This window comes from Acidobacteriota bacterium (genome assembly GCA_035471785.1).
Lineage (GTDB): Bacteria > Acidobacteriota > UBA6911 > RPQK01 > DATIPO01 > JANQFM01.
On record DATIPQ010000107.1, the window covers coordinates 15,946 to 40,574 of the forward strand.

Genomic DNA, 24,629 nt, shown 5'->3' on the forward strand with positions numbered 1-24,629 from the left:
TCCTATTTCGGCCCTCCGAAGCAGAGGAGTTCGCCGTCCAACGTGCCGATCACCAGGTGTCCCTGAGCGATGGCGGGTGCGGCAGTGAAGCCCGATCCGCTGTCGAATTGCCAGGCCACCGAGCCGTCCGCCAGGTTGAGGCCGAAGACCTCGCCGCTGCCCGCCCCGAAGAAAACCCGCTGTCCCGAAACCACGGGCGAGGATTCCACCCGGGCCCGAGTAGTGAAGGTCCAGCGCCCTTCTCCGCTCTTGCGGTCGATAGCGTGCAGCATCTTGTCGCGTCCCCCGATCAGCACCAGTTCATCGGTCACCGCCGGCGAAGAGAAGTAGGGGAATTCTCGGCGTGGATGCTTGTAGGTCCACTCCTCTTTGGGGTGGGCCGGATCGCTCAGGTCCAATGACGTGACCTGAGACTCGAAGTTCCCGAAGTAGGCGTGCCGGCCGACGATGGCCGGGGAGGAAGCCACATAGCCCGCAAGCTCGAAGAGAGCGACTTGCCGGCCGTCTGAGATTCGAACCAGCCTGAAGGTGGCGTCGCATCCGGCCACGGTCACGTAATCGCCCACGATGGCGGGCGTGGCGTGCACGTAGCCGGCCGTTTCAAGCTTCCAAACCAGGCTGCCGTCCGAAGTCTTGAGGCAGTAGAGGTTGTTGTCGTAGGAGCCGAAGAGCACCCACTCGCCAAAAAAGTTGGCCGAGGAGGTGACGGGCCCGTTGGTCTCGTAGACCCAGCGGGCTTGGCCGCTGCGGGCGTCGACGGCGTGGAAGTTGCCCAACTCGTCGCCTATGTAAACGGTCCCGTGGCGGACGGCGGGAGAGGACTTGATCTCTTCGCCGGCGTCGTACTTCCACTTCAGCTTGCCGTCGGAGAGGTTGAGGGCGTAGAGGTGCCCGTCCAATCCGCCCACGTAGACGGTGCCGTCGACGATGGCGGCGCTGGACTCGATGCCCACGGGGATCTCGAATTTCCACTGAGGCTGAAGGTTTGCGGGAAGCGTGTCGGCGGCCAGTCCGCGCTGCTGGGCTCCCCCGCGCCACTGGTTCCAGTCCTGGGCCGAGTCGAGGGGCGCGGCGACTGCAGCCGCCAGGAGCGCCATCCAGACCAGCCCCAGGGACCGGCCCAACACGGTCTTGACTTTTTCCATCTTTTCCCTCGCTCCTCAAACATTTATCGATGCGAGTCGAATGTCATAGTTTCTCTTTTGGGGGATCTGGCGCTCGTCTCAAAAGGCGCGTTCGTAGAGTTCCATGGCGTCCTGAACGCCCAGCCGCCGCGGGTTGAAGGTGCCCGTCCATTGGCGGGCTGCGTCCTCGGCCAAGGCCGGGAAGGCATCCCGACCCACGTTGACCTCGCGCAACCTCGAGGGCAAGCGGGCCAGCGAACGCAGGGCTGCCAGCCGCTCGCTGAGCGTGTCGGCGCTGGACTCGGGTCCGCCGTTGGGGGTTCCGGCGGCGGTGACCAGCTCGTGGTATTCGTTTCCGGCCACCGAGGCGTTGTAGCGCACCACGTGAGGCAGCATCAGCGAGACCGCGACCCCGTGGGTGACGTCGAAGTGGGCCGTCAGCGGATTGGCGCAGGCGTGAGCGGCCCCCAGCATGGAATTTTCGATGGCGGCTCCCGCCCAGTGGGCGCCCAGCAGCATGCGTCCCCGGGCTTCCATGTCCTGAGGAACGTGCAGCGAAAGCGAGAAGTTGCTCTCCAGCAGCCTCCAGGCCTCCCGCGCGAACATGCGCGAGACGTGGTTGCTCTTGGAGCTGACGTAGCTTTCGACGGCATGGGAGATGGCGTCCATGGCCGTCACCGAGGCCACGTCGGCGGGCATGGAGGCGGTCAGCACCGGATCGAGAATGACGGCCCGGAAACGGGCCTTGCGGTCGCCGCAGGCCATCTTCTCATGGGTGTCGGGCTGGGAGATCAAGGCAAAGGATTGAGCCTCGCTGCCGGTTCCGGCGGTGGTGGGAACGCCGATGGAAGGCAGCATGGGCCTCTTGGCCTTGTTGATGCCCCAGTAGTCCTCCATCCGTCCGCCGTTGGTGAGCAGAAAGTTGACGCCCTTGGCAGCGTCCATCGAGCTTCCGCCGCCCAATCCGACGATGAAGTCAATGCCGCCCTCGTCCAGAGCGAAGTCGCGTCCCCGCTCCACAACCGTGGTGGTAGGATTCTCCACGACGGCGTCGAAGACGATGCACTCCAAGCCGGCTTCGCGCAGCGCCTGGCGGGCCCGCTCCACATGGCCGGCGCGAACGATGCCGGGATCGGTCACCAGCAGCACCCGATGGCCTCCCAAATCAGAGGCAAGCTGCCCGAGACGATCCAGTGAGTTCTCTCCGAAGACCACCCGGGTCGTCGGATCATAGTCGAATTCTCGCATAGGAATCCCGCGACTCTTCCAATCCAGCTCAGTCACTATATACGCAGATTTCGCGCCTAAGTTTCCCAGCGAGGCAGAACTCTTTGGCTCCGCTCTCAGTCGGTTGACCATTCTCCGAAGGGCGTTCTACAATCCACCCACCTCTGGAGGACTGGAAACGAGCATGTCGACCGATACCATGAGCAAAGAACTGGAATCCAAGGCCCAAGCTGCCCGCCGGCGACTCGACCAGCATGTGCGCGAAATGGTGGAGTGGCATTTTACTCCCGAGACCGGATGTCCCTTCTGGCTCGAGTGGGCCGGGAAGGCCGGCTGGGATCCCCGCAAGGAGATCGCCTCCTTCCAGGATCTGGGCCGTTTCGGCGACTTCCAGGACGAGTGGCTGCGCGGCGGGCCGGTGGAACGCTGGATTCCCAAGGCCTACCGCGGACGGCCCACCTTCGTTTTCGAAACCGGCGGCACCACCGGTATTCCTAAGACGCGCGTCAACATCGAAGACTTCCGCATCGATTACGAACTCTTCTCCGAGTCGCTGCCCGAGGAGCATTTTCCCAAGGGCGCCAACTGGCTCATGCTGGGCCCCTCGGGTCCTCGCCGGCTGCGTCTGGCGGTGGAGCACCTGTGCCAGCACCGCGGCGGCATCTGCTTTTGCGTCGATCTCGATCCCCGCTGGGTCATCAAGCTCATCAAAAAAGGATGGCACGAGCACTTGCAGGCCTACCAGGAGCACGTCATCGACCAGGCCGTCACCATCCTTTCGGCCAATCACGACATCCGCTGCATGTTCACCACGCCCAAGTTGCTGGAGGCTCTGGCCATGCGGCTGGAGGACGAAGGATCGAGCATCCGCGAGGCGGGCATCACCGGCATCTTCTCAGGCGGCACGGAGTTCACGCCCCAATGGTACCGTTTCGCCAGCGAAGAATTGCTGGACGGCGTTTACATGACGCCGACCTACGGCAACACCTTGATGGGACTGGCGGCGTCCAAGCCCTTCGATCCCGCCGATGAGTACAAGATCACCTATCACGCCCCCCAGCCCAGGGCCGTCCTGCGGGTGGTCGATCTGGACGATCACGACAAGGACGTCGGTTACGGCGAGACCGGCCGCGTGGCCTTGACCACCTTGACCAAGGAGTTCTTCATGCCGCGCTTTCTGGAACGCGACGAAGGAGAGAGAGAGCCGCCCTGCGAGGCCTATCCCTGGGACGGGGTCAGCGGCGTGCGTCCTTTCCGCGGATTCGCCTCCAGCACCACCGTGGGCGTCTATTGAGGGTGTCTATTGACCGGGCCTGCTCCGGGAACCGCAGCCTCCTCGCTGCGTATTGACTGCAGACGGCCGAAAGGAGCCAGACCGTGATTCACTTTCCGATATTGCGTTGGGGAAAACCGTACAAGAGTCTGGAGGTGGACAAGGTGGTCCACTTCGCTACTGGAGAGCCGCTGGCCGAAGTCTCCCAGGCCAACCCCGGACTCATCAAGCGCGACATGCGTCAGGCCGCCCGGGCCCGTGAGGCCCTGCGGCGCATCCCCCACAAAGAGCTGCTGAAGATGGTCGGCCAGGCGGCCGAGGCCTTCATGGAAGCCGAACTTCCGGCTGGGGACGGCACTCAGACTCCCGACGACTTCGTCAAGTATCAGTCGGCCACCACGGGGCTCCCCGAAGCCATGTGCCGCGCCAACATGGAGAAACTCCACTTCGTTCTCACCCGCCTGGAAGAGATCCTGCGCTCGCTGACCCGCGGGCTCGACCCTGAAATCTTCAGCCGCGGCTACGGGGAGGAAGACGGAGTGATGCGCTCCTACCAGGCCACCACGCCGGTTTTGAGCATGGTTCTGCCCTCCAACTCGCCCGGCGTGCACGGCTTGTGGCTGCCCGTCATTCCCTTGCAGATCGGACTGGTCTTCAAGCCCGGCCCGCAAGAGCCCTGGACTCCCTACCGCATGAGCGAGGCTTTCTTTCAAGCCGGGGTTCCACGCGAGGCCATCTCGCTTTATCCGGGCGGCGCCGAGGTGGGGGCGGCCGTGCTGCAGAACAGCCCCCGCACCCTCATCTTCGGAGGCAAGCCCACCGTCGACCAGTACCGCGGCAATCCCGGCGTGCAGGTGCACGGCCCCGGCTTCAGCAAGATCCTGATAGGTGAGGATCAGGTCGACCAGTGGCGCGATCACCTCGACCTGATGGCCGACAGCGTCCTGGTCAATTCAGGCCGCAGTTGCATCTCCTGCTCGGGAATCTGGGTGCCCCGCCATGGACGCGAAATCGCCCGGGCTCTGGCTGAGCGCCTGGCTCCCGTGGCTCCGGCGGACCCCACCGATCCAGAGGCCAAGCTGGCCGCTTTTACCGTGGTGGAACAAGCCGAAGCCGTGAACCAGATGATCGAAGATCAGTTGGGAGAAGAGGGCGTAGAGGAAGTCACGGCCCGCTACCGGGAGGGAGATCGCCTGGTCAAGCAAGAGCGCTGCGCCTATCTGCGTCCCACGGTGCTGCACTGCACCTCGCCTGAGCCCTCGCTGGCCAACACCGAGTTCATGTTCCCCTTCGTCAGCGTGGTGGAGTGTCCTCAGGAGAAGATGCTCGATCAGATCAGCGAAACCCTGGTCTGCACCGCCATCAGCCAAGACGAGCAATGGCGCCGCCAACTGCTCGACTGCACCCATATCGACCGCCTCAACCTGGGTCCCATCCCCACCATCAAGCTTAACTGGCTGCAGCCCCACGAGGGCAACCTGGTCGATTTCCTCTTCCGCAACCGGGCCTTCCAGGTGGCAGGCTAGTGCGGTGCGTCAGAAGTTTTGAGCCACCCTGCCGCGTTATCCCACGCTTTCAGCGTTCAGACTTTTGCAGTCTGAAACCCAGGGTGGCGCCGCCGTCTCGCCGGCGCTCGCCGCGGCTGACCCTGGGCTGGCGAATCTGTCCCTGTCAGGGACAAGAAGGGAGGCCCCTGGCTCAGAACTTATGACCGCCAGCTCTACGCTGCCACTAAGCCCCCGAGAACCAAGGGACAGTCGCTGCAGCGATTAGTCTTTGGCTGGCCGGATCATCTGGATCTCCAGCGAACTGTCGGCCTATCGCCGTGTGCCAGTGGTTCTCCACGATCAGCGACCTGCGGTCGAACTCTCAACAACCCATTCCCAACTCCCAATTCCCTCCGTTTGGGAGTTGTTGGGAGTTGGTTATTGGGAGTTGGGCGTTGCCCCCCGGGCTATTGGGCCGTGATGACGGCGCAGGCCAGGCGGGCGCCGGCGTCTCCGGTGGGCTGGCTGGTCAGGTCGTCCTCACCGGCATGGACAATCAGCCCGCGGCCCAGGATGGAGTTCTGGGCGCCTTCCTCCAGCGACAAGAAATCGAAGGTCAGGTCGAGATTGACGTTGCCTTCGGCGTCGGAGGTGATGTTGCCCAGATCGCCCACATGATGCTCGGCGCTGTCAGGTCCGCCGTGGGGGGTGTCGAAGGGATTGAAGTGTCCGCCGGCGCTGGTCCCGTCGGGGGCGCTGCAATCGCCGGTCTCGTGGACGTGGAATCCGTGCGCGGTTTCGGGCTTCAGTCCGGTGATTTGACCGGTGACGTGGACCCCGCCGTCGGTTTGCTCGAAGTTGACGGTGCCGGAAACCTGGTTGCCCTCGGTGGGCGCGAGTTGGGCCACGGCGGTCGCCGGAGGCATTTCCTCGGCCTGCTCTTCGGCGGCAGGTTCAGGTTCGTCGGCTGGCGCCTCGCCGCCGCAAGCGGCCAACAAGAGCACCAGAATGCTGAGAATCGATAGTTTCTTTAACACTTTAGGCTTCTCCTCGTGAAAGGTCTAGATTCGAAAATCCTTCAGAATCACCATTATAGGGAGATCGACGGGGGGCCTGCAAAGACGGGGTAGGCCTTCTCAGTCTTTGAAGAGGGGCGAAGAGAGATAGCGGTCGCCCCGGTCGCAGATAATCACGACCACCACGCCATGCTCCAGTTCCTCGCACACCTCCAGCGCGGCGTGGACCGCTCCTCCGGAACTCATTCCCGCAAAGACGCCTTCTTCGCGCGCCAGCCGCCGGGCCATCGCGTTGGCCTCGTCCTCGCTGACATAGAGCATGCGGTCGACGCGTTCAGGCTGGTGGATCTTGGGGACATAGGGCTCTTCCCACTTGCGGATGCCGGGGATTTGGGCCCCTTCGGCCGGGTGCACTCCGCAGATCTGGATGTCGGGGCTTTTTTCTTTCAGATAGCGCGACGTGCCCATGATGGTGCCGGTGGTTCCCATGGAGGAGACGAAGTGAGTGATCTTGTGCTCGGTGTCACGCCAGATCTCGGGCCCGGTGCTTTCATAGTGAGCGCGGGGATTGTCGGGATTGGAGAACTGATCGAGCATCAGGTAGCCGCCCTCTTCCACCTTCTGGCGGGCCAGGTCGATGGATCCCATCATGGATTCGTCGGCCGGGGTCAGCACCACCTCGGCTCCCAGTGCCCGCATGGTGTCGGTGCGTTCGGCGGTGGAGTTGTCAGGCATCACCAGCTCGATCTCATAGCCCAAGGTAGTGGCGATCATGGCCAAGGCGATTCCGGTATTGCCGCTGGTGGGCTCGATGAGCTTGACGCCGGGTTTGAGCAGTCCGCGCTTTTCGGCGCCCCTGATCATCCACAGGGCCGCCCGGTCTTTGACGCTGCCGCCTGGATTGTCGCCCTCCAGCTTTCCGAAAAGCTGCACGCCGGGCTTGCCACACAGGCGTCCCAACTGCACCAGGGGGGTGTTGCCGACCAAGTCGGCCAGTTGGGGGGGGCGGGAAACCAGCCGCGCATCGCTGCCCGGCCCGCTTCCCTCGCGCTCTGCCGTCGCATCAGCTAATGACATAGTCACCTCGCGTGTGTCAACTTGTTCCAGTATAGCAAAGCGACTGGAGGCCCCGTTCGAGAGGCGGAAAGCAGGAGACGCCTAATGCAGATATCATGTGCCGCGTCATGCTGGGACCTTACGAAGAGCTGCCGATCACCTTCGACGACGTGCGTGAAGCAGCGGGCCGGCTGGCGGGTGTCGCACACAAGACTCCCGTCATCACCTCCCGCACTTTTGACCGCCTGAGCGGATACAAGGTCTTCTTCAAGTGCGAGAACCTGCAGCGGGGAGGCGCCTTTAAGTTCCGCGGAGCCTACAACACGCTTTCCCAACTCAGCGAGGAAGAGCGCAAGGCCGGCGCGGTGGCTTACTCCTCCGGCAACCATGCGCAAGGGGTGGCCTATTCGGCGCGCTTGCTGGACATCCCGGCCACGATCGTCATGCCCACCGACGCGCCCCAGAGCAAGTTGAGCGCGACCCAGGATTACGGCGCCGAGATCCGCTACTACGACCGGCTCAAGGACGACAGGGCGGCCATCGCCCGGGAACTGGCTCGAGAAAAGGGGGCAGCCCTGGTCCCTCCCTACGATCATCCTCACATCATGGCGGGACAGGGCACAGCCGGCCTGGAACTGCTGGAGGAAGTCCCCGACTTGGACGTGCTGGTGACGCCCATCGGCGGAGGCGGACTCTTGAGCGGTTGCGCCACGGCGGCCAAGGGATTGCGTCCCGACATCGGCATCTACGGCGTGGAGACGGCCGCCAGCAACGACTGGTGGCGCTCGGTGAGGGCCGGACGGCGCATCGAGATCCCTCCTCCCGACACCATCGCCGACGGCATGCGCACCACCAAGCCCGGAAAGCTGACCTTCGCCGTCCGCCACCTCATCAAGGAGGTCCTGCTGGTCAGCGAAGTCGAGGTGATGGATGCGCTGCGCCTGCTTCTGACGCGCATGAAGATCCTGGTCGAGCCCACTGGGGCGGTGGCTCCCGCGGCCGTCCTGCAGAAGCGGGTGGGCCCCGAGGGACTCAAGGTGGGCGTGATCCTTTCGGGGGGAAACGTCGATCCTCCCACGCTGTGCCGCCTTTTGACCTGAGCAGGTCTTCACACGGGCTCGTCGTCGCAGGTGATGGTGCAAATCTTGGTGATCGGGTTGTACTCGATGATCCAGGATTGAGGCGCGCACAAGGCGGTGGCGATGGGAACGCAGGCGGCCAGCGAATTGACCTTGACGGTGTAGGTTTGCCCGGCCCAGGCCGAGCCGAAACCGAACAGCACTATGGCGCAGAGTCCCAGAATCAAAACGAAACGCCCTGTTCTTACAAGCACGTAAGCCTCCCTTCAGTCCCCGACATGGGGATCTGGGCAAATCTTGATAAAACAAAAAACAATGCAGTTTTTTAGCATGATAAGCAAGTGGACGGAATCGGTCAAGAGGAACTCCGGGCTGGACCCCGCAGTCGAGTTGCCGCTATTCGGAGGCTTCCCGCTTGCGCCGTTCCACTTCGCGGCGGGCTTCGTCTTTGGCCTGAGCTTGCAGGTCGGGACGGCTTTTTTGGGGCTGGGGCTTTTCTCGGGGAACGGCGCTGATGAGCGTCAAGCCCGGACGGGGATCGAGGGGGTTGTCGACCGTGACGACGCGGATGGAGCCGTCCTCGCGGATGGCGAACATAGGCGTGGTCTGCGGTCCGTAAAGATGCAGGTAGTCCTCATACCCGAATTCTTCGCTGAGCCGGGTGGCTTTGATCACCATGTCCTGGCCGCTGAAGAGCTGGGTCAAAGCGACGTAGGTCATCTCCTCGTCGAAGAGCACGCGCCCCCGCAGATGCTTGGGCATGGAGAGGGTGTGGGACTTGGCCTTGGGATGGGCGGGGAGTTGGTAGACGGCCGAGCGTCCGAAGAGTTCGCGAAAGTGGAGGCAAGCCAGCGAATTGGCCTCGTCGTTGGCGGTCATGGCCAGAAGATTGCCGACGCCTTCCAATTCAAGCTCGTCCTCGATGTGCTCGGAAAGGATGTTGCCGTAGTGGGCCCGCAAGCCCATCTTGCGGGCCTCCGAGACGTTGGACCAGTTGCTGTCCACCAGCAGCACCGGCAACTCCTGCCCTTGCAGCGCTTTGCCCACCTGACGGGCCCAGGGGTGGGCGCCTACGATGAGGAATCCGCGCGGATGCTCCTGAGCCACTCCCAGGTAGCGGGCCAGGGGCTTGGCGGTGAGTCCGTAGATGGCGGCCGTGGCCACGATGACGATGAAGGTCAGCGGAACCAGCGTCGAAGCCTCGGCGAATCCCGCGTCCACCAGGCGGATGGAGAAGATCGAGGCTACCGCGGCCGCCACGATTCCGCGGGGAGCCAACCAGGAGAGAAAGAGCTTTTCCTTCCAGTTGAGCTTGGTTCGCCAGAGCGAGACGAAGACCGAAAGGGGACGCACCAGCAGGATCAAGACGGCCAGGAAGATGACGCTGCTGACGCCGAGTTCGGCCAGGGTCTCCAACTTGAGGCGCGAAGACAAGAGGATGAAGAGTCCCGAGATGAGCAGGACGCGCAGATCCTCCTTGAAGGCGATGATGTGCTCGACCGGCGTCCAGGGCTGGTTGGCCAGGATCAGCCCCATCAGAGTGACGGTGACCAGTCCCGACTCGTGCATGATCAGGTTGGAAGCCGTGTAGGCGCTCACCACCGCGGCCAGAGTGAAGCTGTTGTGGAGGAAGTCGGGGATCCAATAATTCTTCAGCATCAGGACGATGAAGCCCGCTCCCACCGTCCCCAGGATGACGCCAACCCCAAAGGTCTGAAAGAAATGAAAGACGGCCGTGCCGGTGGCCCCTTCAGCGCCTCCCGCCAGAATGGCCTCGAAGACCAGCAGGGCCAGCACGGCCCCCACCGGGTCGATGAGTATGCCTTCCCAGCGGGCGATCGAGCCCACCCGCGCAACGGGGCGGACGTGGCGCAGCAAGGGACCCACCACGGTGGGGCCGGTTACGACCAACACGGCCCCCAGCAAGATGGAGAGAATCCAACTGATTCCCACCACCCAGTGAGCCGCCATAGCGGTCAGAAACCACGTGATGAGCGCCCCCACCGTGAGCAGGTTGCGCACTGAATGATGGATGTCCCTCAGTTCCGAGAGATGCAGCGACAGTCCACCCTCGAACAAGATCAGCGCCACCGAGATGGAGACGATGGGGAAGAGGGCTTCGCCCAGAAGTGCGTCCGGGTCCATCAGGTTGGCTACAGGCCCGGCCAGAAAGCCGAAAATCAGCAACAACAGGATGGAGGGCAGATAAAGGCGCCAAGCCAGCCATTGGGCCAGCAAGCCCAGAAAGACGATGAGAGTCAGTCCGAAAAGTACGTTCTCGGTCAAGAGCTGCAGTTCTCCTTGCCTCGGCGATCCAAAGATTCGCGCTTGAGCCAAGTATCCTACCAGAACGTCTGGGGTGAGTACGAAGGCAATTGTGTAATTGTGAAGCCCAGCCTGACTGACGGATTCAGGAAAGCCTCTTCCGACCCCCTCGAGGAGGAGCGGAGGAGGCCTTGTTGAGCAGACCTCCCCCGCTCACAGGCAAAGCCACCAATCTGTTATCGAACAAATCGGAGCGGCGGCAGTATAGATTAACGAGTGATTATGAGTCAAGCCAAAATCACATGAGTTTAATGGCATCATTTCCAAAATCGGAATAGATTTTGGTTAGACGATTGCGTCCGGCCGGAGAGAAAGTGGAGATTGGCGACGCCGGGCGTTCTTCGGCTAGAATGCCTGTGCGATGCCCAAGTTTCCCCGTCCGTTCTTCCGCTGGCGCCCTCATCCCTGGCATGGCCTGGAGGTGGGGCCCGATGCGCCGCGGGTCGTTCAGGCCTACATCGAGATCACGCCTTTCGATCTGCTCAAGTACGAGTTGGACAAGGAAACGGGCTACCTGCGCGTTGACCGTCCCCAGCGCACTTCTTCTCAGCCGCCCAGTCTGTACGGCTTCATCCCGCGCACGTTTTGCGGGGCTCGAGTAGGCTCGATGATGAAAGGCGCCCAGCGGGGCGACGGAGATCCCCTGGATATTTGCGTCTTCAGCGAAAGGCCCTTTTCCCGTTCCGAAGTCATCGTCAACGCGCGGGTCATCGGCGGACTGCAAATGCTCGATCAGGAAGAGGCCGACGACAAGATCATCGCCATTTTGCAAAGCGACAACCTGTGGGCGGAGGTGGAGGACATCGGCGATCTTCCAGGCATCCTGGTGGAGCGGCTCAAGCACTACTTCTTGACCTACAAGTCGCTGCCGGGCGAAGAGTCTCCGGTGCAGATCCTGAAAGCCTACGACCGGGCTCGTGCCGAGGAACTGATTCGGGCCTCGATGGAGGACTACAACGAAGAGTACGGGGAATAGCGCCCCGGGGAGGAAAGCAGATATGCGTAGGACGGTTTCATTGGTTGTCTGGTGGTTTCTCATCGCGGCGCTCATGTCCGCTCTGGCGGCTCAGGGCCGTCGTTCCGTCGAGGAAGCCCCGCCGCGGGCCGAGGGCGAGGGGCCCTTCGAGCGGCTCATCCTGCGCGGCGTGACAGTGATCGACGGAACCGGCGCGCCGCCCATCGGCCCCATGGACATCGTCATCGAGGGCAACCGCATCGCCCGCATCCGCAGCGTGGGCTATCCCGGGCTTCCCATCAACCCCGACCGGCGCCCCGAAGCGCAGGAAGGGGACCGCGAACTCGATCTGGAAGGATACTATGTCCTGCCCGGGTTCATCGATCTGCACGGCCACATCGGCGGAAGCTCCCAGGGCACTCCTTCCGAGTACGTTTTCAAGCTGTGGATGGGCCATGGAATCACCACCATCCGCGATCCCGGCAGCGGCAACGGACTGGAGTGGACCCTGGCTCACAAGGCCAAGAGCGCCGCCAACGAGATTACCGCTCCCCGCATCGAGTCCTACATCTGGTTCGGAAGGGGAGCGGAGGAACCCGTCACCACTGCTGAGCAGGCCGAAGCCTGGGTCAGGATGGTGGCCGAGCAGGGGGCGGACGGACTGAAGCTGCCCTCTCTGCGTCCCGACATCATGAAAGCCACGGTGGAGACGGCCCGCCAGGTGGGCATCCGCACCACGGCCCACCTCAACCAGATGCGGGTGGCCCAGGTGGACGTGTTGGAGGCGGCCCGCCTGGGACTCGACTGCATGGAGCACTGGTACGGCCTGCCCGAGGCCCTCTTCGACGACCGCACCGTGCAGGACTTCCGCCTCGACTACAACTACAACAACGAGCAGCATCGCTTCGGACAGGCGGGACGCTTGTGGCAGCAGGCCGCCGCGCCTTATTCCGAAAAGTGGAACGCCGTCATGAACGAGCTGCTCGAGTTGGGCTTCGTCATCGATCCCACCATGACCATCTACGAGGCCTCCCGCGACCTGATGCGGGCCCGGCGGGCCGAGTGGCACGAGGAATACACCCTGCCGTCGCTGTGGGACTTCTACCAGCCCAGCCGCCAATCGCACGGCAGTTACTGGTTCTATTGGGGCACCGAGGAAGAGGTGGCCTGGAAGAAGAACTACCAGCTCTGGATGACCTTCATCAACGAGTACAAGAACCGCGGCGGACTGGTGACCACCGGCTCCGACTCGGGCTTCATCTTCAAGCTCTACGGGTTCGGCTACGTCCGCGAACTGGAGTTGCTCAGGGAAGCCGGCTTTCATCCGCTGGAAGTCATCCGTTCGGCCACTTTGTACGGCGCCATGGCGCTGGGGGTGGACGATCAGGTGGGCAGCGTCGAAGCGGGCAAGCTGGCCGACCTGGTGGTGGTTGAAGAGAACCCGCTGGCCAACCTCAAGGTGCTCTACGGCACGGGCGCCATCAAGGTCGACGACGACAACCGGCCGGTGCGCGTGGGAGGAGTCAAGTACACCATCAAAGACGGCATCGTATACGACGCCAAGGAGCTGCTGGCCGACGTCCGCGCCATTGTTCGGAAAGCCAAGGATGAGGAGGGGCGCGAGATCGTCCAGCCAGGACGCTCGGCCGACGTGGCTCCGGGCCAATGACCGCAGCAGGAAAGGGATCTTTCGGAGCCGGCTTTCGTGTGAAGAATCGTGACCTCGGCCGGCTCAAGCTCCAGGATGCCCAACTTCAAGCGTTCCCAGTTCCACGGCTTCGAGCCCTCCAGCGAGGAGATTTACGCCCAGTTCCGCCCTCCTCCCGAGGACGCCCGCATCAATCCCCGCACCCTCAGCCCCTTTCTCAGGGTGCTGATGGAAATCGACGGAACGGTGACCCGCTTCATCGAGGCCTATACCCAGGAAAAGGTGGAAGTCCTCAAGCTGGGGCAGGGACGCCTGCAGCTGCCCGAAGACGTCGATATCCTGAAAGCCAAGGCAGGCAGCCAGGTCACCACCCGCCAGGTGCTTCTGTGGGGCCGGGAGAGCCGACGCATTTACGGATACGGCTCTTCGCTGATCCTGCCCGAGCGGCTCTCGCCGGAAGCCCGCGAGAAGCTGTCGCACCCCGAGGAGGGGCTGGGACGCATCATGCGCAAAACCCGCATGGAAACCTATCGCGAGATCCTCTGGAAGTACCGCGAGTATTCCGACGTGCTGCCCGAGGCCATACGTCCCCTGGCTTCCATCGGGTTGGTCAGCCGAACCTACCGCATACTCTGCGGCGGACGGCCCATCATGGCCATCAATGAGAAGTTTCCACGTGTTCTCGATCTCCCCGATCATCATTGAGCTCATGCCGGCCCTCGAACACGGAAGGCGCAAATGATATGAAGCCCAAGCGCAACCCGCCCCACAAGCCTGATCAACTCGAATCGCCGCCCGCCGGTGCCCCGCTTGCCGAGGAAGGCCTGAGCCGCGAGGAGATCGCCCAGCGTCAGTGGCGAATGCTGCAAGCCGGGGTGGCTCAGCTTCTCGACACCAACGCCTTCTACCGGGCCAAACTGAAAGAAGCCGGAGTGGAGGATGCCCGCCAGTTGTCGTCCTGGGACGACTATCGCCGCCTGCCCTTCACCCGCAAGTCGGAACTGTCCTCGGACCAGGAGGAGCACCCGCCCTACGGCACCAACCTGACCTATCCGCTGAGCCGCTACGTGCGGGTTCACCAGACCTCAGGAACCAAAGGCGAGCCCCTGCGCTGGCTGGACACCGAAGAGAGCTGGCAGTGGTGGGCGCGCTGCTGGCAGCGGGTCTACCAGGCGGCTGGGGTGAATCGGCGGGACCGCATTTTCTTCGCCTTCTCTTTCGGCCCCTTTATCGGGTTCTGGAGCGCTCATGAGGGCGCCCGCCACCTCAACGCCCTGGCCATTCCGGGGGGCGGCATGTCTTCCATCCAGCGGCTGCAGGCGCTGCTCACCCATCGCGCCACCGTGCTGGTGTGCACGCCCACCTACGCCCTCCATTTGGCCGAAGTGGCCGCCGAGGAACAGGTCGACCTGCCCTCTTCCTCGATCCGTGTCACCATTCAGGCGGGAGAACCGGGGGCCGGCCTGCCCGCCACCAGGGCCCGCATCGAAGAGGCCTGGGGGGCCCGCTGCTATGATCACGCCGGAGCCACCGAAGTGGGAGCCTGGGGCTACGAGGGGAAGCTTCAGAACGGCCTCTTCGTCAACGAGCGAGAATTCGTGGCCGAGGTCCTTGATCCCGATTCCGACAAGCCCGTCAGTGATGGGGAGTTGGTGCTGACCAATTTGGGGCGCTTCGGAATGCCCGTGCTGCGTTACCGCACCGGCGACCGGGTGCGGCTGGCCTCCCAGCCTTCCCCTTGCGGACGCACCTTTCAGCGGCTTGAAGGCGGCATCATCGGACGCGTCGACGACGTGCTGCTGGTACGAGGCATCAACATCTATCCCTCTTCGGTGGAAAACATCGTGCGGCGCATTGGCGCCATCGGGGAATTCTCGGTTGAAGTCACCCGCCGGGAGAGCCTTGACGAGATGGAGGTCCGCATCGAGGTTGATGACTCCGCCGACGAAGAAGACGTCGCCTCCCAGCTCTCCAAGAACCTGCGCAACGCCTTGGGCTTGCGGGCCACGGTCACTCCGGTGCCTTTCGGCTCTCTCCCCCGCTTCGACCTCAAGGCCCGACGCTTCAAAGACCTGCGCGAGTAACGCTCTGGGGCAAAAAAAAGCCCGCCGCGGAATCCGCGGCGGGCGCTTGCAGCTTTCAACAGAAAGCGGTTACTCGGCGGCCTTGTCGGAAATGGCTCCGGCCAAGTGCAGGTTTCCAAAAGTCCAGGTCAGAACCGCGCGGCCTTCCATGTCTCCGTCTCCAGGCACGATGTCGAAGTTGATGTGCGCTTCGCGGATAGGGAGCTTCTGGAAGTTGGAGTCCAGCTTGGTGACCTTGGATGCGTCAGGAGCGTCCTGGAAGCCCAGGCGTCCTTCGTGCAGGGCCATGACCCAGTCGTCGCCGTCCTTGATGGCGCCCACGTGGTAGTCGCCGGCGGCGAAAGTGTGGCCGCCCACGGTCAGATCGCCTGCGAAATTGATGGAGGCAAAAGCCTTGTTGAAGGTGCCGTCCTCGATTCCCTCCAAGTGGGCATCATTGGCGGGGGCGGTGAAGAACGACAGCTTCACGTCCACTCCGTTGACTTTGGTGCTTACGGTCTTGCTCATGTGGGGATGCGCCATCAGTAGTCCCGCCACCAGCGTGACACTCAGGGCGACGCCCAGCAGTTTCTTGGTCCAATGCATTCTCAGATCCTCCTCCGTCATCTAGGTAGAACGTCCCTCGACCCATGAGATGGGGTTTGTATTCTCTGTCCAATACGCATCCCACAACCGAAAGTTCCGGCTTTCTCTTGTCCGCGGACTTGCCAGGGGCCTGGGTGGGGCTAAGTGCCGAGGCTGATTTCGGCTCCCCGCGCGACCTTGGCCACCATCTCCCTGAGCAGGGAAGGTTCGTGCTCGGCCAAGTCGTAACGCACGCGGAGGGCGGGCTTGTCGATGCGGATCACCCGGCGCAAGTCGATGGGCGTGCCAATCACCACGACGTCGCAGTCGGCCAAGGCGATGGTCTTCTCCAATTCGCGCAGTTGCCGGTCATAGTAACCCAGGGCCGGCACCACGTCGCCCAGCCTGGGATATTTGCGGAAGGCCTCGGCGATGCTGCCTTGAGCGAAAGGACGGGGATCGACGATCTCGGCGGCATGATGGCGGCGAGCCGCCACCACTCCGGCGCCGATGTTCATCTCGCCATGGGTCAGCGTAGGACCGTCCTCGATGACCAGTACGCGTTTTCCTTCCACCTGCTCCGGGTCTTCCAGGCTCAGGCGGCTGTCGGCGGTAATGATGGTGGCCTGCGGGTTGCGGGAACGAATATTGCGCTTGACCGTTTCGATGTCTTGAGCCTGGGCGCTGTCGCATTTGTTGATGACCACGGCATCGGCCAGCGTGAGGTTGGTCTCGCCGGCCCAGTAGAGCAGCTCGTGTCCGGCGCGCAGCGGATCGGCTACCGTCACCGTCAGGTCGGAATCATAGAAGCTGGGGTCGTTGTTGCCTCCGTCCCACAGGATCAGGTCGGCTTCCTGCTCGGCTTGGCGCAAAATGGCCTCGTAATCGACGCCGGCGTAAACGACGTTGCCGGCCGCGATGTGGGGTTCGTATTCCTCCATCTCCTCGATGGTGCACTCGAATTTCCTCAGGTCCTCCAGGGTGGAGTAGCGCTGCACGGCCTGGGCTGCCAGGTTTCCGTAGGGCATGGGATGACGGATGGCCACGACCCTCTCCACGCCGATGTCGTCCTTGAGGATCTGCACCAGCCGCCGCGTGGTCTGGCTCTTGCCGCACCCGGTGCGCACAGCCACCACGCTGATAACCGGTTTGCTGCTCTTGAGGAATCCGCGCCGTGGAGCCAGGATCTGGAAATCGGCCCCGGCACAGGCCACTCGGTTGCAGACCTGCATCAGATCGACGTAGTGAATGTCGCTGTAAGAGAAGACGCAGACGTCGATCCGCATGCGCTCGATCAGGGCCTCCAGCTCTTCCATAGGATGGATGGGGATGCCGTCGGGATAGAGCGGTCCGGCCAGTGAAGCAGGATACTTGCGTTCGTCGATATCGGGAATCTGGGTGGCCGTGAAGGCCACGACTTCGTGGCTGGGGTCATCGCGGTAAACGGTATTGAAGTTGTGGAAGTCGCGCCCTGCGGCGCCGATGATGATGGTTTTCTTGGGCTTCATTTTCCTAATCTCCTACCACTGGCTGAAGGCAATTCTAATGCCGGTTGAAAATTTTGTAAACAAACGGGGAGGGGGTCTTTTGAGCCGCTGCCGGACTTCTACCTGGGGCATTAGACCCAGTCGCAGGCGAGTTGGCAGCGACGGCGGCTGGAACGGCGATTGCTAGATCAACGGCTATGAAGGATTTTCTCAAAACCGCCGATTTGACCCGGCGAGACCTGCGCCTGCTGCTCGACATGGCCGACCGTTTCAAGTCGCAGCCCTATCAGCACCGAACCGAACTGCAGAACGAGTCGGTCTCGCTCTATTTCAACAAGCCCTCAACGCGCACCCGCATCTCAATGGAAACGGCGGTCGTGCGCTTGGGAGGCGTTCCCATCATGATGGGTCCCAACGACCTGCAATTAGGACGCGGGGAGACCATCGAAGACACGGCCCGCGTCATCAGCCGTTTCTCGCGGGCCTTCATCATCCGCACCTTCAGCGATGAGGAGGTTCACACCTTTGCCCGATGGGCCTCCATTCCGGTCGTCAATGCGCTGACCGACAGGCACCACCCCTGTCAGAGCGTGGCCGATCTGATGACGCTGCGCGAGAAGAAAGGAGATCTCGACCGGCTCAAGCTGGCCTACCTGGGCGACGGCAACAATGTCGCCGGCAGCCTCATGGAAGCCTGCGCGATAAGCGGATGCGATATCGCCATCGCCAGTCCGCCGGGCTACGGCATCGATGAGGGGGAGGTGGAGCGCATCCAGGAACTTGCCGAAGAAAGCGGCTGCACTCTGATGGTGACCGAAGACCCCAAGGAGGCGGCAGGAGGAGCCGACGCCCTCTACACGGACGTATGGCTGTCGATGGGCGACCCCGAAGAAGAGCGCCAGGCGCGCCTCCAGGCGCTGGGGCCCTACCAGGTCAACGAAGAGCTCTTTTCCGGGGCCAAGCCGGACGCCATCTTCATGCACTGCCTGCCCGATCATCGGGGAGAGGAGGTCAGCGCCGAGGTGGTGGACGGTCCCCGCTCGGTGGTATTCGATCAGGCCGAGAACCGGCTGCACACGGCCATGTCCATCATTTACGGATTGGTGGAGCAGCGTCTCGAGGGCCGGGGAGGCGCCCGCTGATGCGAGTGGTAATCGCTTTGGGAGGCAATGCCCTGCTGCGCCGCGACCAGCAGGCGGAAGCCCACCTGCAGAAGCAGAACGTCAGTCTGGCGGCCGAGGCCGTGGCCGAGATCGCCCGCCGACATGAGGTGGTGGTGACCCACGGCAACGGTCCCCAGGTGGGGCTGCTGGCCTTGCAGTCCATCGCCTACGGCGAGGTCGAGCCCTATCCGCTGGATGTACTGGGTGCGGAAAGCGAAGGCATGATCGGCTATCTCATCGAGCAGGAACTCGACAACGACCTGCCCGACCGCCAGATCGCCACCCTGCTGACCCAGACGGTGGTGGACGCCCATGACCCCGCTTTCCGGGACCCGTCCAAGTTCGTGGGGCCCCTCTATGAGGAAGAGGAAGCCGAGCGCCTGCGCAAGAACCGCGGATGGACGCTCAAGAAGGACGGTCAGAAGTACCGCCGCGTCGTGCCCTCGCCCGCTCCCCTCAGAATCGTGGAACTGCCCACCATTCGCTTGCTGGTGGAGCACGGAGTGCTGGTGGTGTGCGCGGGAGGAGGAGGAATCCCCGTGGCCATCGACGAAAGCGGAGCGATTCGTGGTGTGGAGGCGGTGGTGGACAAGGACCGGGCCTCGGCCCTGTTGGCGGCCGACCTGGAGGCCGACGCCCTGCTCATGCTCACCGATGTGGACGCCGTCTACCGCAACTGGGGCCAGGACGATCAGCAGGCCATCCGCCGCGTCACCCCCCAGCAGATCGACCCGTCCCAATTCGCCTCCGGCTCCATGGGTCCCAAGGTGGAAGCCGCCTGCCGCTTCGTCCAGAACGGAGGCCGTCCTGGACGGATGGCCGGAATCGGCGCCTTGACCGAGGCGGCCGCCATCCTGCGGGGAGAGTCTGGCACGGTCTTCAAGTGCTGCTGACCCGGCTTGCCAGCCAATAGTCGAGCGACCAGCGGTCCGCTTCGGCCGGAATGAGGAAGACCGCCACCATCAGCACCGTTCTGGGAAAGATGTGGTCGATGATGGAAAAGAGCGGTTCCTTGAGCAGGTGTCCGTAAGTGACCAGCAGCAGGATCATTCCCAGGGCGATAAGAGCCTCGCGGGTGCGGAATCCGATCACCAGCATGAGTCCGGCCAGCAGTTCCACCACGGGAATGGCCGCTCCGGTGGCCAGCAGGAGAAAATGAGGAATCCAGCTATCGGCGTAGGGTCCCGTGAAGAGGCGCTCGGCATGCCCCATCGGGCCCATGGTGAAACACTTGAACCACCCAGCCATGAGAAAGATGATGCCCAGCATCACACGACAGAAAAAGCGAGCCCAGCATTGTCCGTTCATGGCGGAAGTCTAGCAAAGCCGACATGCTTCGTCCTCGCGGTACCCTTCAGCCCTCCGGGCCTCTCACCCGAAGACGGCGGTGAGGACGCGTTTGCCGGCCTCCAGCACTTCCCGGCGGTGGCCGAGGCGGTAGATCTGGGTGAGGCCGGGACGGGGATTGACGTCGACCACCACAGCCTCTTCCGGTTCGGCTTGCAGAGAGGGGACGCGGAAGTCGATCCCCAGGTGGCGCAGGTTGAGAATGCCGGCGATGCGGCGCCCGATTTCGATCCAGGGCCGGGAGGGATCGGTGATGATGCCGCCCAGGGCGAAACGGCGCAGGTTGAGGATGTCGCCTCCCAATCGCAGGCTCTGCCCGCGGGGCAGAACGGTTTGCTCGTCCCATCCCCGCGACAGGACCTGGCGTTTCCAATCGGGAAAGTTGGGGGCTTCCTTCCAGATGAGGTCGGAGGCGTAGCGGCGGTCTTTCCGCTCGGCCAGGCGGCGGATGGTGGAGCGTCCGTCACCCTGTACGACCAGCGGCAATCGGCTGTAGCCGATGAGGAACTCGTCATCCAGGAAGTCGAGCCGGATGTCCACCCCCGGCACGCGCTGCTGGACCAGCGCCAGGCCGTCGTAGTGCCAGATCTCTCGCAGCGCTTGGCGGATTTGCTCTTCGTCCTCCGCCACTGAAACCAACTGACCTCCGCACAGCGTGTTGGGCTTGACGACTACCGGATAGCCTTCATGGCGGGCGAAGCCGATTGCGTGACGCCAGCCTTCCTGCAACCCGAAGCGATGGCTCGTGAAGTGTCCGGGACGCAGGCAGCGCACGTTTTTAGGCACGGAGATCCCGTGGCGCCCGAGCAGCAGTCCGCTGTAAAACTTGTCGTCGGCCAGCCGCGTCGACAGCGATTCGTTGAGAGGGATGTGCCCGGCCAGGATGTAGCGCCGCTGATGGCCCCGAATCAATTCACCCAGGATCTTCGAGTCCTGGTCCAGCAGGCGCAGCTCGATGCCCAGGGCCGCGGCGGCCTCGCCATAAATGTCCAGCGCCCTCTGCCCGTCGGGACGGTTCATTGCAGTCATTGTGCCTCAGAGCTGCTCTCTCTGTAATCTCTCTGTCCTCTTCCAAGCGGGCGGCGGATCGTTTAGACTTTTCCAGGCCGTATGAGGTCACACTTTTCATCTCCAGCCAGATCCGGTCAGTCGACAGGTCCCTGGAGGGGGGTCTTGCCGGCGTTGATGGCGACGCTGCTGGCTTGCGCGCCTCAGGAGCCGGTGAGCCTGCAAGGCGGCCCCGACGTGGTGGAAGGAGAGCGCCATTTTCTGCACGGCTATCCGGCACTCAATCCCGACGGCACGGTCAACGCCGTGATCGAGATTCCGGCGGGGACTTCGGCCAAGTGGGAGGTCGAAAAAAACAGCGGCAACCTCCACTGGGAGCGCCAGGGAGAAGGTTATCGCATCGTCCACTACCTTCCCTATCCCGCCAACTACGGCATGGTTCCGCAGACGCTGCTTCCGGCCCAATCCGGCGGAGACGGCGATCCGCTCGATGTGGTCGTGTTGTCGCCGGCTCTCAACCGCGGCACGGTCGTGGCCGTCCGCCTCATCGGAGTGCTGCGGCTGCTGGACGGTGGAGAGCGCGACGACAAACTGCTGGCCGTGCTGCCGGGCACACCCCTGGGCGAGGTGGGTGATTTGCCGGAGCTGGAGAGAGATTTTCCCGGGACGGGACAGGTCGTAGAAACCTGGTTCGCCAACTACAAAGGGCCCGCCACCATGGTTTCCGAAGGGCTGGCGGGAGTCGAGGAAGCGACCGCCATGCTTCGGCAGGCGATGTCGGCTTACCGTCAGGCCAATCCCGAGAATGGAGTCCCTCAGCCGTCGGCCGAGCCCTCTCAAGAAGAGGACGAAAGGCCTCAGCAACCCTAAGAAAAGGACCGCTTTATGTCAGAGTCCCAAAGAGCCCGCATCATCCGAGTCCCCGTGGGGAGGGGCGCCAATAACTTTCCCGGACTGGAGTTGGGTCCCCATTCGGTGGAGCGCCTGACGCGCGACCGCATCGCCGATTTCCAGCTCGACGCCACCTCCAAGTCGACTCGGGTGCCCTTCCGCTACTGGCTGGACGAGAAGTCGGAGGAGATCGAGCCGGCGGCGCCGGGCGATGCCCAGGATACGGGGGAATATGAGACCATCCAGCACTTGCCGGCCGTGCGCGAGATCTGCCGCCGCCTGCGCGAGAAAGTGGCCGAGGTGCTAAGCGAGAATCCCCAGGACCCGATCCTGCCTCTGGTGCTGGGAGGCGATCATTCGGTAGCCATCGGCACCATCGCCGGAGTGCGCAAGGCGCGTCCCGACAAGAAACTCGGCCTGCTCTGGATCGATTCCCACTCCGACTACCACACCGGCTATCTGGGCGAACGCTTCGGCGAGGACGAATACGACCGTTGGCACCGTCCCGGACCCGCCGAGAAGAGCAACCGCAACGGCACCACCTTCAGCGGGCACATCCACGGCATGTCGGTGGCTGTGGCCTGCGGGTACGGCGAGACCAAGCTTCTGGAGCTCTACGAGAAGCAGAATTTCGTCTCCCCTCAGAACGTGGTCTGCCTGGGGGTGCGGGACATCGACCGGGAGGAGCGGGAATGGCTCCACCGCGACAAGGTCTGCTGCATCTCCTCGCGCCAGCTCGAGTTCCACGGCGTCACCGAGTGCGTGCACCGGGCCGTCAAGCACATGCTGGCGCAAGGCATCGAAGAGCTGCATATTTCCTTCGACATCGATTGCCTGGAGGCGGTCCTGGTGCCGGGAACCGGGACCCGCGTCCCCGGCGGCATGAGCTTCCGCGAGGCTGATCTGGTGCTCAAACTGCTGCGCGACTGGCTGCCCCAGGTGGGAATACGGGTATGCTCGTTCGATCTGGTCGAGGTCAATCCCACCCTCGACGAGCACGGACGGACGGCTCACCTGGCCGCCCGCCTGCTGACCGCTTTTCTGGGCGAAGAAGTCCTCTACGACGAGTCCTTCCCCTGGCCGGGCGACTAGGGACGCTCACACCATTTGCAGAAGCTTGTGCGCCAGCACGGGAGCTTGGCCTTCGTGCTTGAAGTAGACGAAAGCGTCGCGGTCGAGTCCGCCCAGCCACTCGGCCCAATCTTCCATCTGGCCGGGGGCGTATTGGCTGCTCCTCAGCCTGACGTAGACCATGGGGCCCGTCAGCTCTCTCACCGCCTCCTGGTCGTCGGTTTCCACTACGGCCAGGGTTTGGTTGGCGTCTCTCAATGCCTGGTAGGTCTCGTCGCAGTACCAGGTCTCGTGACGGAACTCGAAGGCCATCCGCCACTGGCTGGGAGCGACCTCGATGAACTCTCGCAGCCTGTCCACGTCGCGCTTGAACCAGGGAGGAAGCTGCACCAGCACGCAGCCCAACTGCTCCTTCAGCGGGGCGGCTCCCTTGAGGAACCATTGCAGGTTTTCTTCTACGTCCTGAAGGCGCTTGTTGTGGGTGACCCGGCGGTTCATCTTGAGGGTGAAGCGGAAGGAATCGGGAACCTGCTCCTTCCATTGGGCCACGGTCTTTGCGGAGGGAGAGCGGTAGAAAGTGGCGTTGATCTCGGTGGTGGTAAGCTGTTGGCTGTAGTAGCGCAAGAAATCCTTCTGGGGCAGATCATCGGGATAAAAGCTGCCCTTCCATTCCTTGTAGGCAAACCCTGACGTGCCGACGTAGATCATGCCCTCATCTTAGACTCTCGGCCCTCGCTTCGGCAACGGTCAACGATCCAGGCAGTGCAAGACGATGCGCCGCTCCAGCCGGGGCAGGAAGCGCGAAGAGGCCAGGATGCTGCGGATGGCGGCCAGGTGCTTGGCGGTGAGGAGGCCGCAATAGCGGCTGCGCGGGTCTTTGACGACCAGGCGCCGGAAGACATGTTGGCGGCGATGACGGATCTCGCGGCAGTCGATCCAGGTATCGCGGGGCCAGAAGGGGTAGGAACGGGCCTTGATGCACAGGCATTCATGGCGCAGAACCGCCGGTATCTTGTCGCCGCGGGAGGTGGTGAGGAGATAAAGGCAATACCCTTGGAAGATTCCCAGGTGGATACAGTACTTGTAAACAGAAGCGCCTTTCTTGACGGCTTCCGGCAGACGCCACACCGAGCCGCTCCTGAGAGCCTGCGGCGTACGCAGCAGTTCAGACTGAAGGTCACGCATCCGTAATCCCATCGAGATAATCCTCCGCTTCTTGGTCTTCACATAGCAATTCCAGCAAGTTGCGCTGCTCGGGGTCGTCGAGGTCGAAGAGCAGGCGAAGGTCCATTCGCCCGTTCTGGTCGGCTTTTTTCCAGGCCTCCTCCTTGTGGCTCTTGTCGATGAGTTGGCCCACGCTCAGCCCTTGGCACTCCTTGAGCCCCCGCTCCAGAGCTTCGCGGTCGGAGTCGGAGAGCCAGTCTTCCATCTCGAAGCGGGCGGCCGAGAAGAAAGCGTAGGTCCTTTCCGGACGCACCTCGACGGCCTGCAAGAGGCGGTGCAGGTTGGCGTCCCCGGCCATGCGCAGGCCCTGCCGCGAGGCCTTGGCCGCGTTCTTGAGCCAATCGTAAGCCGAAGAAGGCACGGGACCGTTGAGCATGGCCACGTAGGCATCGCCGGTAACAGGACGTCCGTAGCGGGTCAGGTGGTGCTTGTCGGCGTAAAAGAGCACCTTGCTCACCTCGAGCGTGCTCAATTCCCGGCGGCTGGCCACGTACTGCAGCGCGGCCAAGAACTTCTTGAAGCGAAAGCCGAATCGTATCTGCGACGAATCCTCCACGTTGCCTCCGAACGGAAGTCTACCAGGGAGCGCTGTCAAAAACA

General features: G+C 63.0%; 24 protein-coding genes. 11 read left to right on the forward strand and 13 right to left on the reverse strand.

All coding sequences use genetic code 11. The features are described 5' to 3' along the window. Window positions 1-2 precede the first annotated feature (2 nt). A complete protein-coding gene (locus tag VLU25_15775) occupies window positions 3-1,145 on the reverse strand; it encodes a PQQ-binding-like beta-propeller repeat protein (protein ID HSR69395.1) in 1,143 nt (380 codons plus the stop codon). 78 nt (window positions 1,146-1,223) lie between these two features. After that, window positions 1,224-2,372: an iron-containing alcohol dehydrogenase gene (locus tag VLU25_15780; protein ID HSR69396.1), complete on the reverse strand. Its 1,149-nt coding sequence runs from the start codon at window positions 2,370-2,372 to the stop codon at window positions 1,224-1,226. A gap of 163 nt (window positions 2,373-2,535) precedes the next feature. On the opposite strand from VLU25_15780, the gene VLU25_15785 reads away from it, so the two are divergent. Together VLU25_15785 and VLU25_15790 are read left to right on the forward strand one after the other, a co-directional pair. Further along, window positions 2,536-3,645, forward strand: a complete 1,110-nt coding sequence (locus VLU25_15785) for a hypothetical protein (protein ID HSR69397.1) — start codon at window positions 2,536-2,538, stop codon at window positions 3,643-3,645. Between the two features lie 83 nt (window positions 3,646-3,728). Continuing rightward, window positions 3,729-5,150 (forward strand): aldehyde dehydrogenase family protein, encoded by a 1,422-nt coding sequence (locus VLU25_15790; protein ID HSR69398.1) that lies wholly within the window; start codon window positions 3,729-3,731, stop codon window positions 5,148-5,150. A gap of 428 nt (window positions 5,151-5,578) precedes the next feature. Here VLU25_15790 and VLU25_15795 read toward each other — a convergent pair whose 3' ends face one another. Together VLU25_15795 and cysM are read right to left on the reverse strand one after the other, a co-directional pair. Continuing rightward, window positions 5,579-6,148, reverse strand: coding sequence for a superoxide dismutase family protein (locus VLU25_15795; GenBank protein HSR69399.1), 570 nt, complete (start codon window positions 6,146-6,148; stop codon window positions 5,579-5,581). A gap of 99 nt (window positions 6,149-6,247) precedes the next feature. After that, window positions 6,248-7,204, reverse strand: coding sequence for a cysteine synthase CysM (cysM, locus tag VLU25_15800; protein HSR69400.1), 957 nt, complete (start codon window positions 7,202-7,204; stop codon window positions 6,248-6,250). 95 nt (window positions 7,205-7,299) lie between these two features. Between cysM and VLU25_15805 the strand changes: the two genes are divergently transcribed. Then, on the forward strand, window positions 7,300-8,283 hold the full coding sequence (locus VLU25_15805; protein HSR69401.1) for a pyridoxal-phosphate dependent enzyme: 984 nt from the start codon (window positions 7,300-7,302) through the stop codon (window positions 8,281-8,283). A gap of 8 nt (window positions 8,284-8,291) precedes the next feature. On the opposite strand, the gene VLU25_15810 is transcribed toward VLU25_15805, so the two are convergent. Next, the gene (locus VLU25_15810) at window positions 8,292-8,516 is read right to left on the reverse strand and encodes a hypothetical protein (protein ID HSR69402.1); all 225 of its coding nucleotides are present in this window, start codon (window positions 8,514-8,516) and stop codon (window positions 8,292-8,294) included. Window positions 8,517-8,658: 142 nt separating this feature from the next. Further along, entirely contained in the window at window positions 8,659-10,548 is a 1,890-nt protein-coding gene (locus tag VLU25_15815) for a sodium:proton antiporter (protein ID HSR69403.1), read from the reverse strand. 400 nt (window positions 10,549-10,948) lie between these two features. On the opposite strand from VLU25_15815, the gene VLU25_15820 reads away from it, so the two are divergent. The 4 genes from VLU25_15820 to VLU25_15835 all read left to right on the forward strand — a co-directional run bounded on the left by VLU25_15820 (window position 10,949) and on the right by VLU25_15835 (window position 15,274). Then, entirely contained in the window at window positions 10,949-11,563 is a 615-nt protein-coding gene (locus tag VLU25_15820) for an inorganic pyrophosphatase (protein HSR69404.1), read from the forward strand. Window positions 11,564-11,636: 73 nt separating this feature from the next. After that, window positions 11,637-13,211: an amidohydrolase family protein gene (locus tag VLU25_15825; protein HSR69405.1), complete on the forward strand. Its 1,575-nt coding sequence runs from the start codon at window positions 11,637-11,639 to the stop codon at window positions 13,209-13,211. A gap of 75 nt (window positions 13,212-13,286) precedes the next feature. Further along, window positions 13,287-13,895, forward strand: coding sequence for a chorismate pyruvate-lyase family protein (locus VLU25_15830; GenBank protein ID HSR69406.1), 609 nt, complete (start codon window positions 13,287-13,289; stop codon window positions 13,893-13,895). Window positions 13,896-13,933: 38 nt separating this feature from the next. Beyond that, the gene (locus tag VLU25_15835) at window positions 13,934-15,274 is read left to right on the forward strand and encodes a phenylacetate--CoA ligase family protein (GenBank protein ID HSR69407.1); all 1,341 of its coding nucleotides are present in this window, start codon (window positions 13,934-13,936) and stop codon (window positions 15,272-15,274) included. Window positions 15,275-15,343: 69 nt separating this feature from the next. On the opposite strand, the gene VLU25_15840 is transcribed toward VLU25_15835, so the two are convergent. Next, the gene (locus tag VLU25_15840) at window positions 15,344-15,859 is read right to left on the reverse strand and encodes a hypothetical protein (GenBank protein ID HSR69408.1); all 516 of its coding nucleotides are present in this window, start codon (window positions 15,857-15,859) and stop codon (window positions 15,344-15,346) included. A gap of 140 nt (window positions 15,860-15,999) precedes the next feature. Continuing rightward, the gene (locus tag VLU25_15845) at window positions 16,000-17,346 is read right to left on the reverse strand and encodes a cyclic 2,3-diphosphoglycerate synthase (GenBank protein ID HSR69409.1); all 1,347 of its coding nucleotides are present in this window, start codon (window positions 17,344-17,346) and stop codon (window positions 16,000-16,002) included. Window positions 17,347-17,522: 176 nt separating this feature from the next. On the opposite strand from VLU25_15845, the gene argF reads away from it, so the two are divergent. Both argF and arcC read left to right on the forward strand, forming a co-directional pair. Continuing rightward, the gene (argF, locus tag VLU25_15850; protein ID HSR69410.1) at window positions 17,523-18,467 is read left to right on the forward strand and encodes an ornithine carbamoyltransferase; all 945 of its coding nucleotides are present in this window, start codon (window positions 17,523-17,525) and stop codon (window positions 18,465-18,467) included. Then, window positions 18,467-19,381 carry a carbamate kinase gene (arcC, locus tag VLU25_15855; GenBank protein HSR69411.1) on the forward strand — a complete coding sequence of 305 codons (915 nt, stop codon included), beginning with the start codon at window positions 18,467-18,469 and terminating at the stop codon, window positions 19,379-19,381. Before argF ends, arcC begins: the two co-directional genes overlap by 1 nt. Here the strand turns inward: arcC and VLU25_15860 are convergent. Together VLU25_15860 and VLU25_15865 are read right to left on the reverse strand one after the other, a co-directional pair. Next, on the reverse strand, window positions 19,368-19,796 hold the full coding sequence (locus tag VLU25_15860) for a DoxX family protein (GenBank protein HSR69412.1): 429 nt from the start codon (window positions 19,794-19,796) through the stop codon (window positions 19,368-19,370). The genes arcC and VLU25_15860 overlap by 14 nt on opposite strands. Window positions 19,797-19,859: 63 nt before the next feature. Then, a complete protein-coding gene (locus tag VLU25_15865) occupies window positions 19,860-20,864 on the reverse strand; it encodes a hypothetical protein (GenBank protein ID HSR69413.1) in 1,005 nt (334 codons plus the stop codon). Between the two features lie 156 nt (window positions 20,865-21,020). Between VLU25_15865 and VLU25_15870 the strand changes: the two genes are divergently transcribed. Continuing rightward, the gene (locus VLU25_15870) at window positions 21,021-21,713 is read left to right on the forward strand and encodes an inorganic diphosphatase (GenBank protein HSR69414.1); all 693 of its coding nucleotides are present in this window, start codon (window positions 21,021-21,023) and stop codon (window positions 21,711-21,713) included. A gap of 15 nt (window positions 21,714-21,728) precedes the next feature. Then, complete coding sequence (locus VLU25_15875; GenBank protein HSR69415.1) at window positions 21,729-22,826, forward strand: arginase; 1,098 nt, start codon at window positions 21,729-21,731, stop codon at window positions 22,824-22,826. Window positions 22,827-22,832: 6 nt separating this feature from the next. Here the strand turns inward: VLU25_15875 and VLU25_15880 are convergent, their stop codons facing one another. From VLU25_15880 to VLU25_15890, 3 genes are read right to left on the reverse strand one after another with little or no spacing between them, the layout of a single operon-like run. After that, the gene (locus VLU25_15880; protein ID HSR69416.1) at window positions 22,833-23,513 is read right to left on the reverse strand and encodes a DUF72 domain-containing protein; all 681 of its coding nucleotides are present in this window, start codon (window positions 23,511-23,513) and stop codon (window positions 22,833-22,835) included. Between the two features lie 39 nt (window positions 23,514-23,552). Beyond that, window positions 23,553-24,002 carry a hypothetical protein gene (locus VLU25_15885; GenBank protein HSR69417.1) on the reverse strand — a complete coding sequence of 150 codons (450 nt, stop codon included), beginning with the start codon at window positions 24,000-24,002 and terminating at the stop codon, window positions 23,553-23,555. Further along, window positions 23,983-24,585: a Panacea domain-containing protein gene (locus VLU25_15890; protein ID HSR69418.1), complete on the reverse strand. Its 603-nt coding sequence runs from the start codon at window positions 24,583-24,585 to the stop codon at window positions 23,983-23,985. Before VLU25_15890 ends, VLU25_15885 begins: the two co-directional genes overlap by 20 nt. Window positions 24,586-24,629 lie beyond the last annotated feature (44 nt).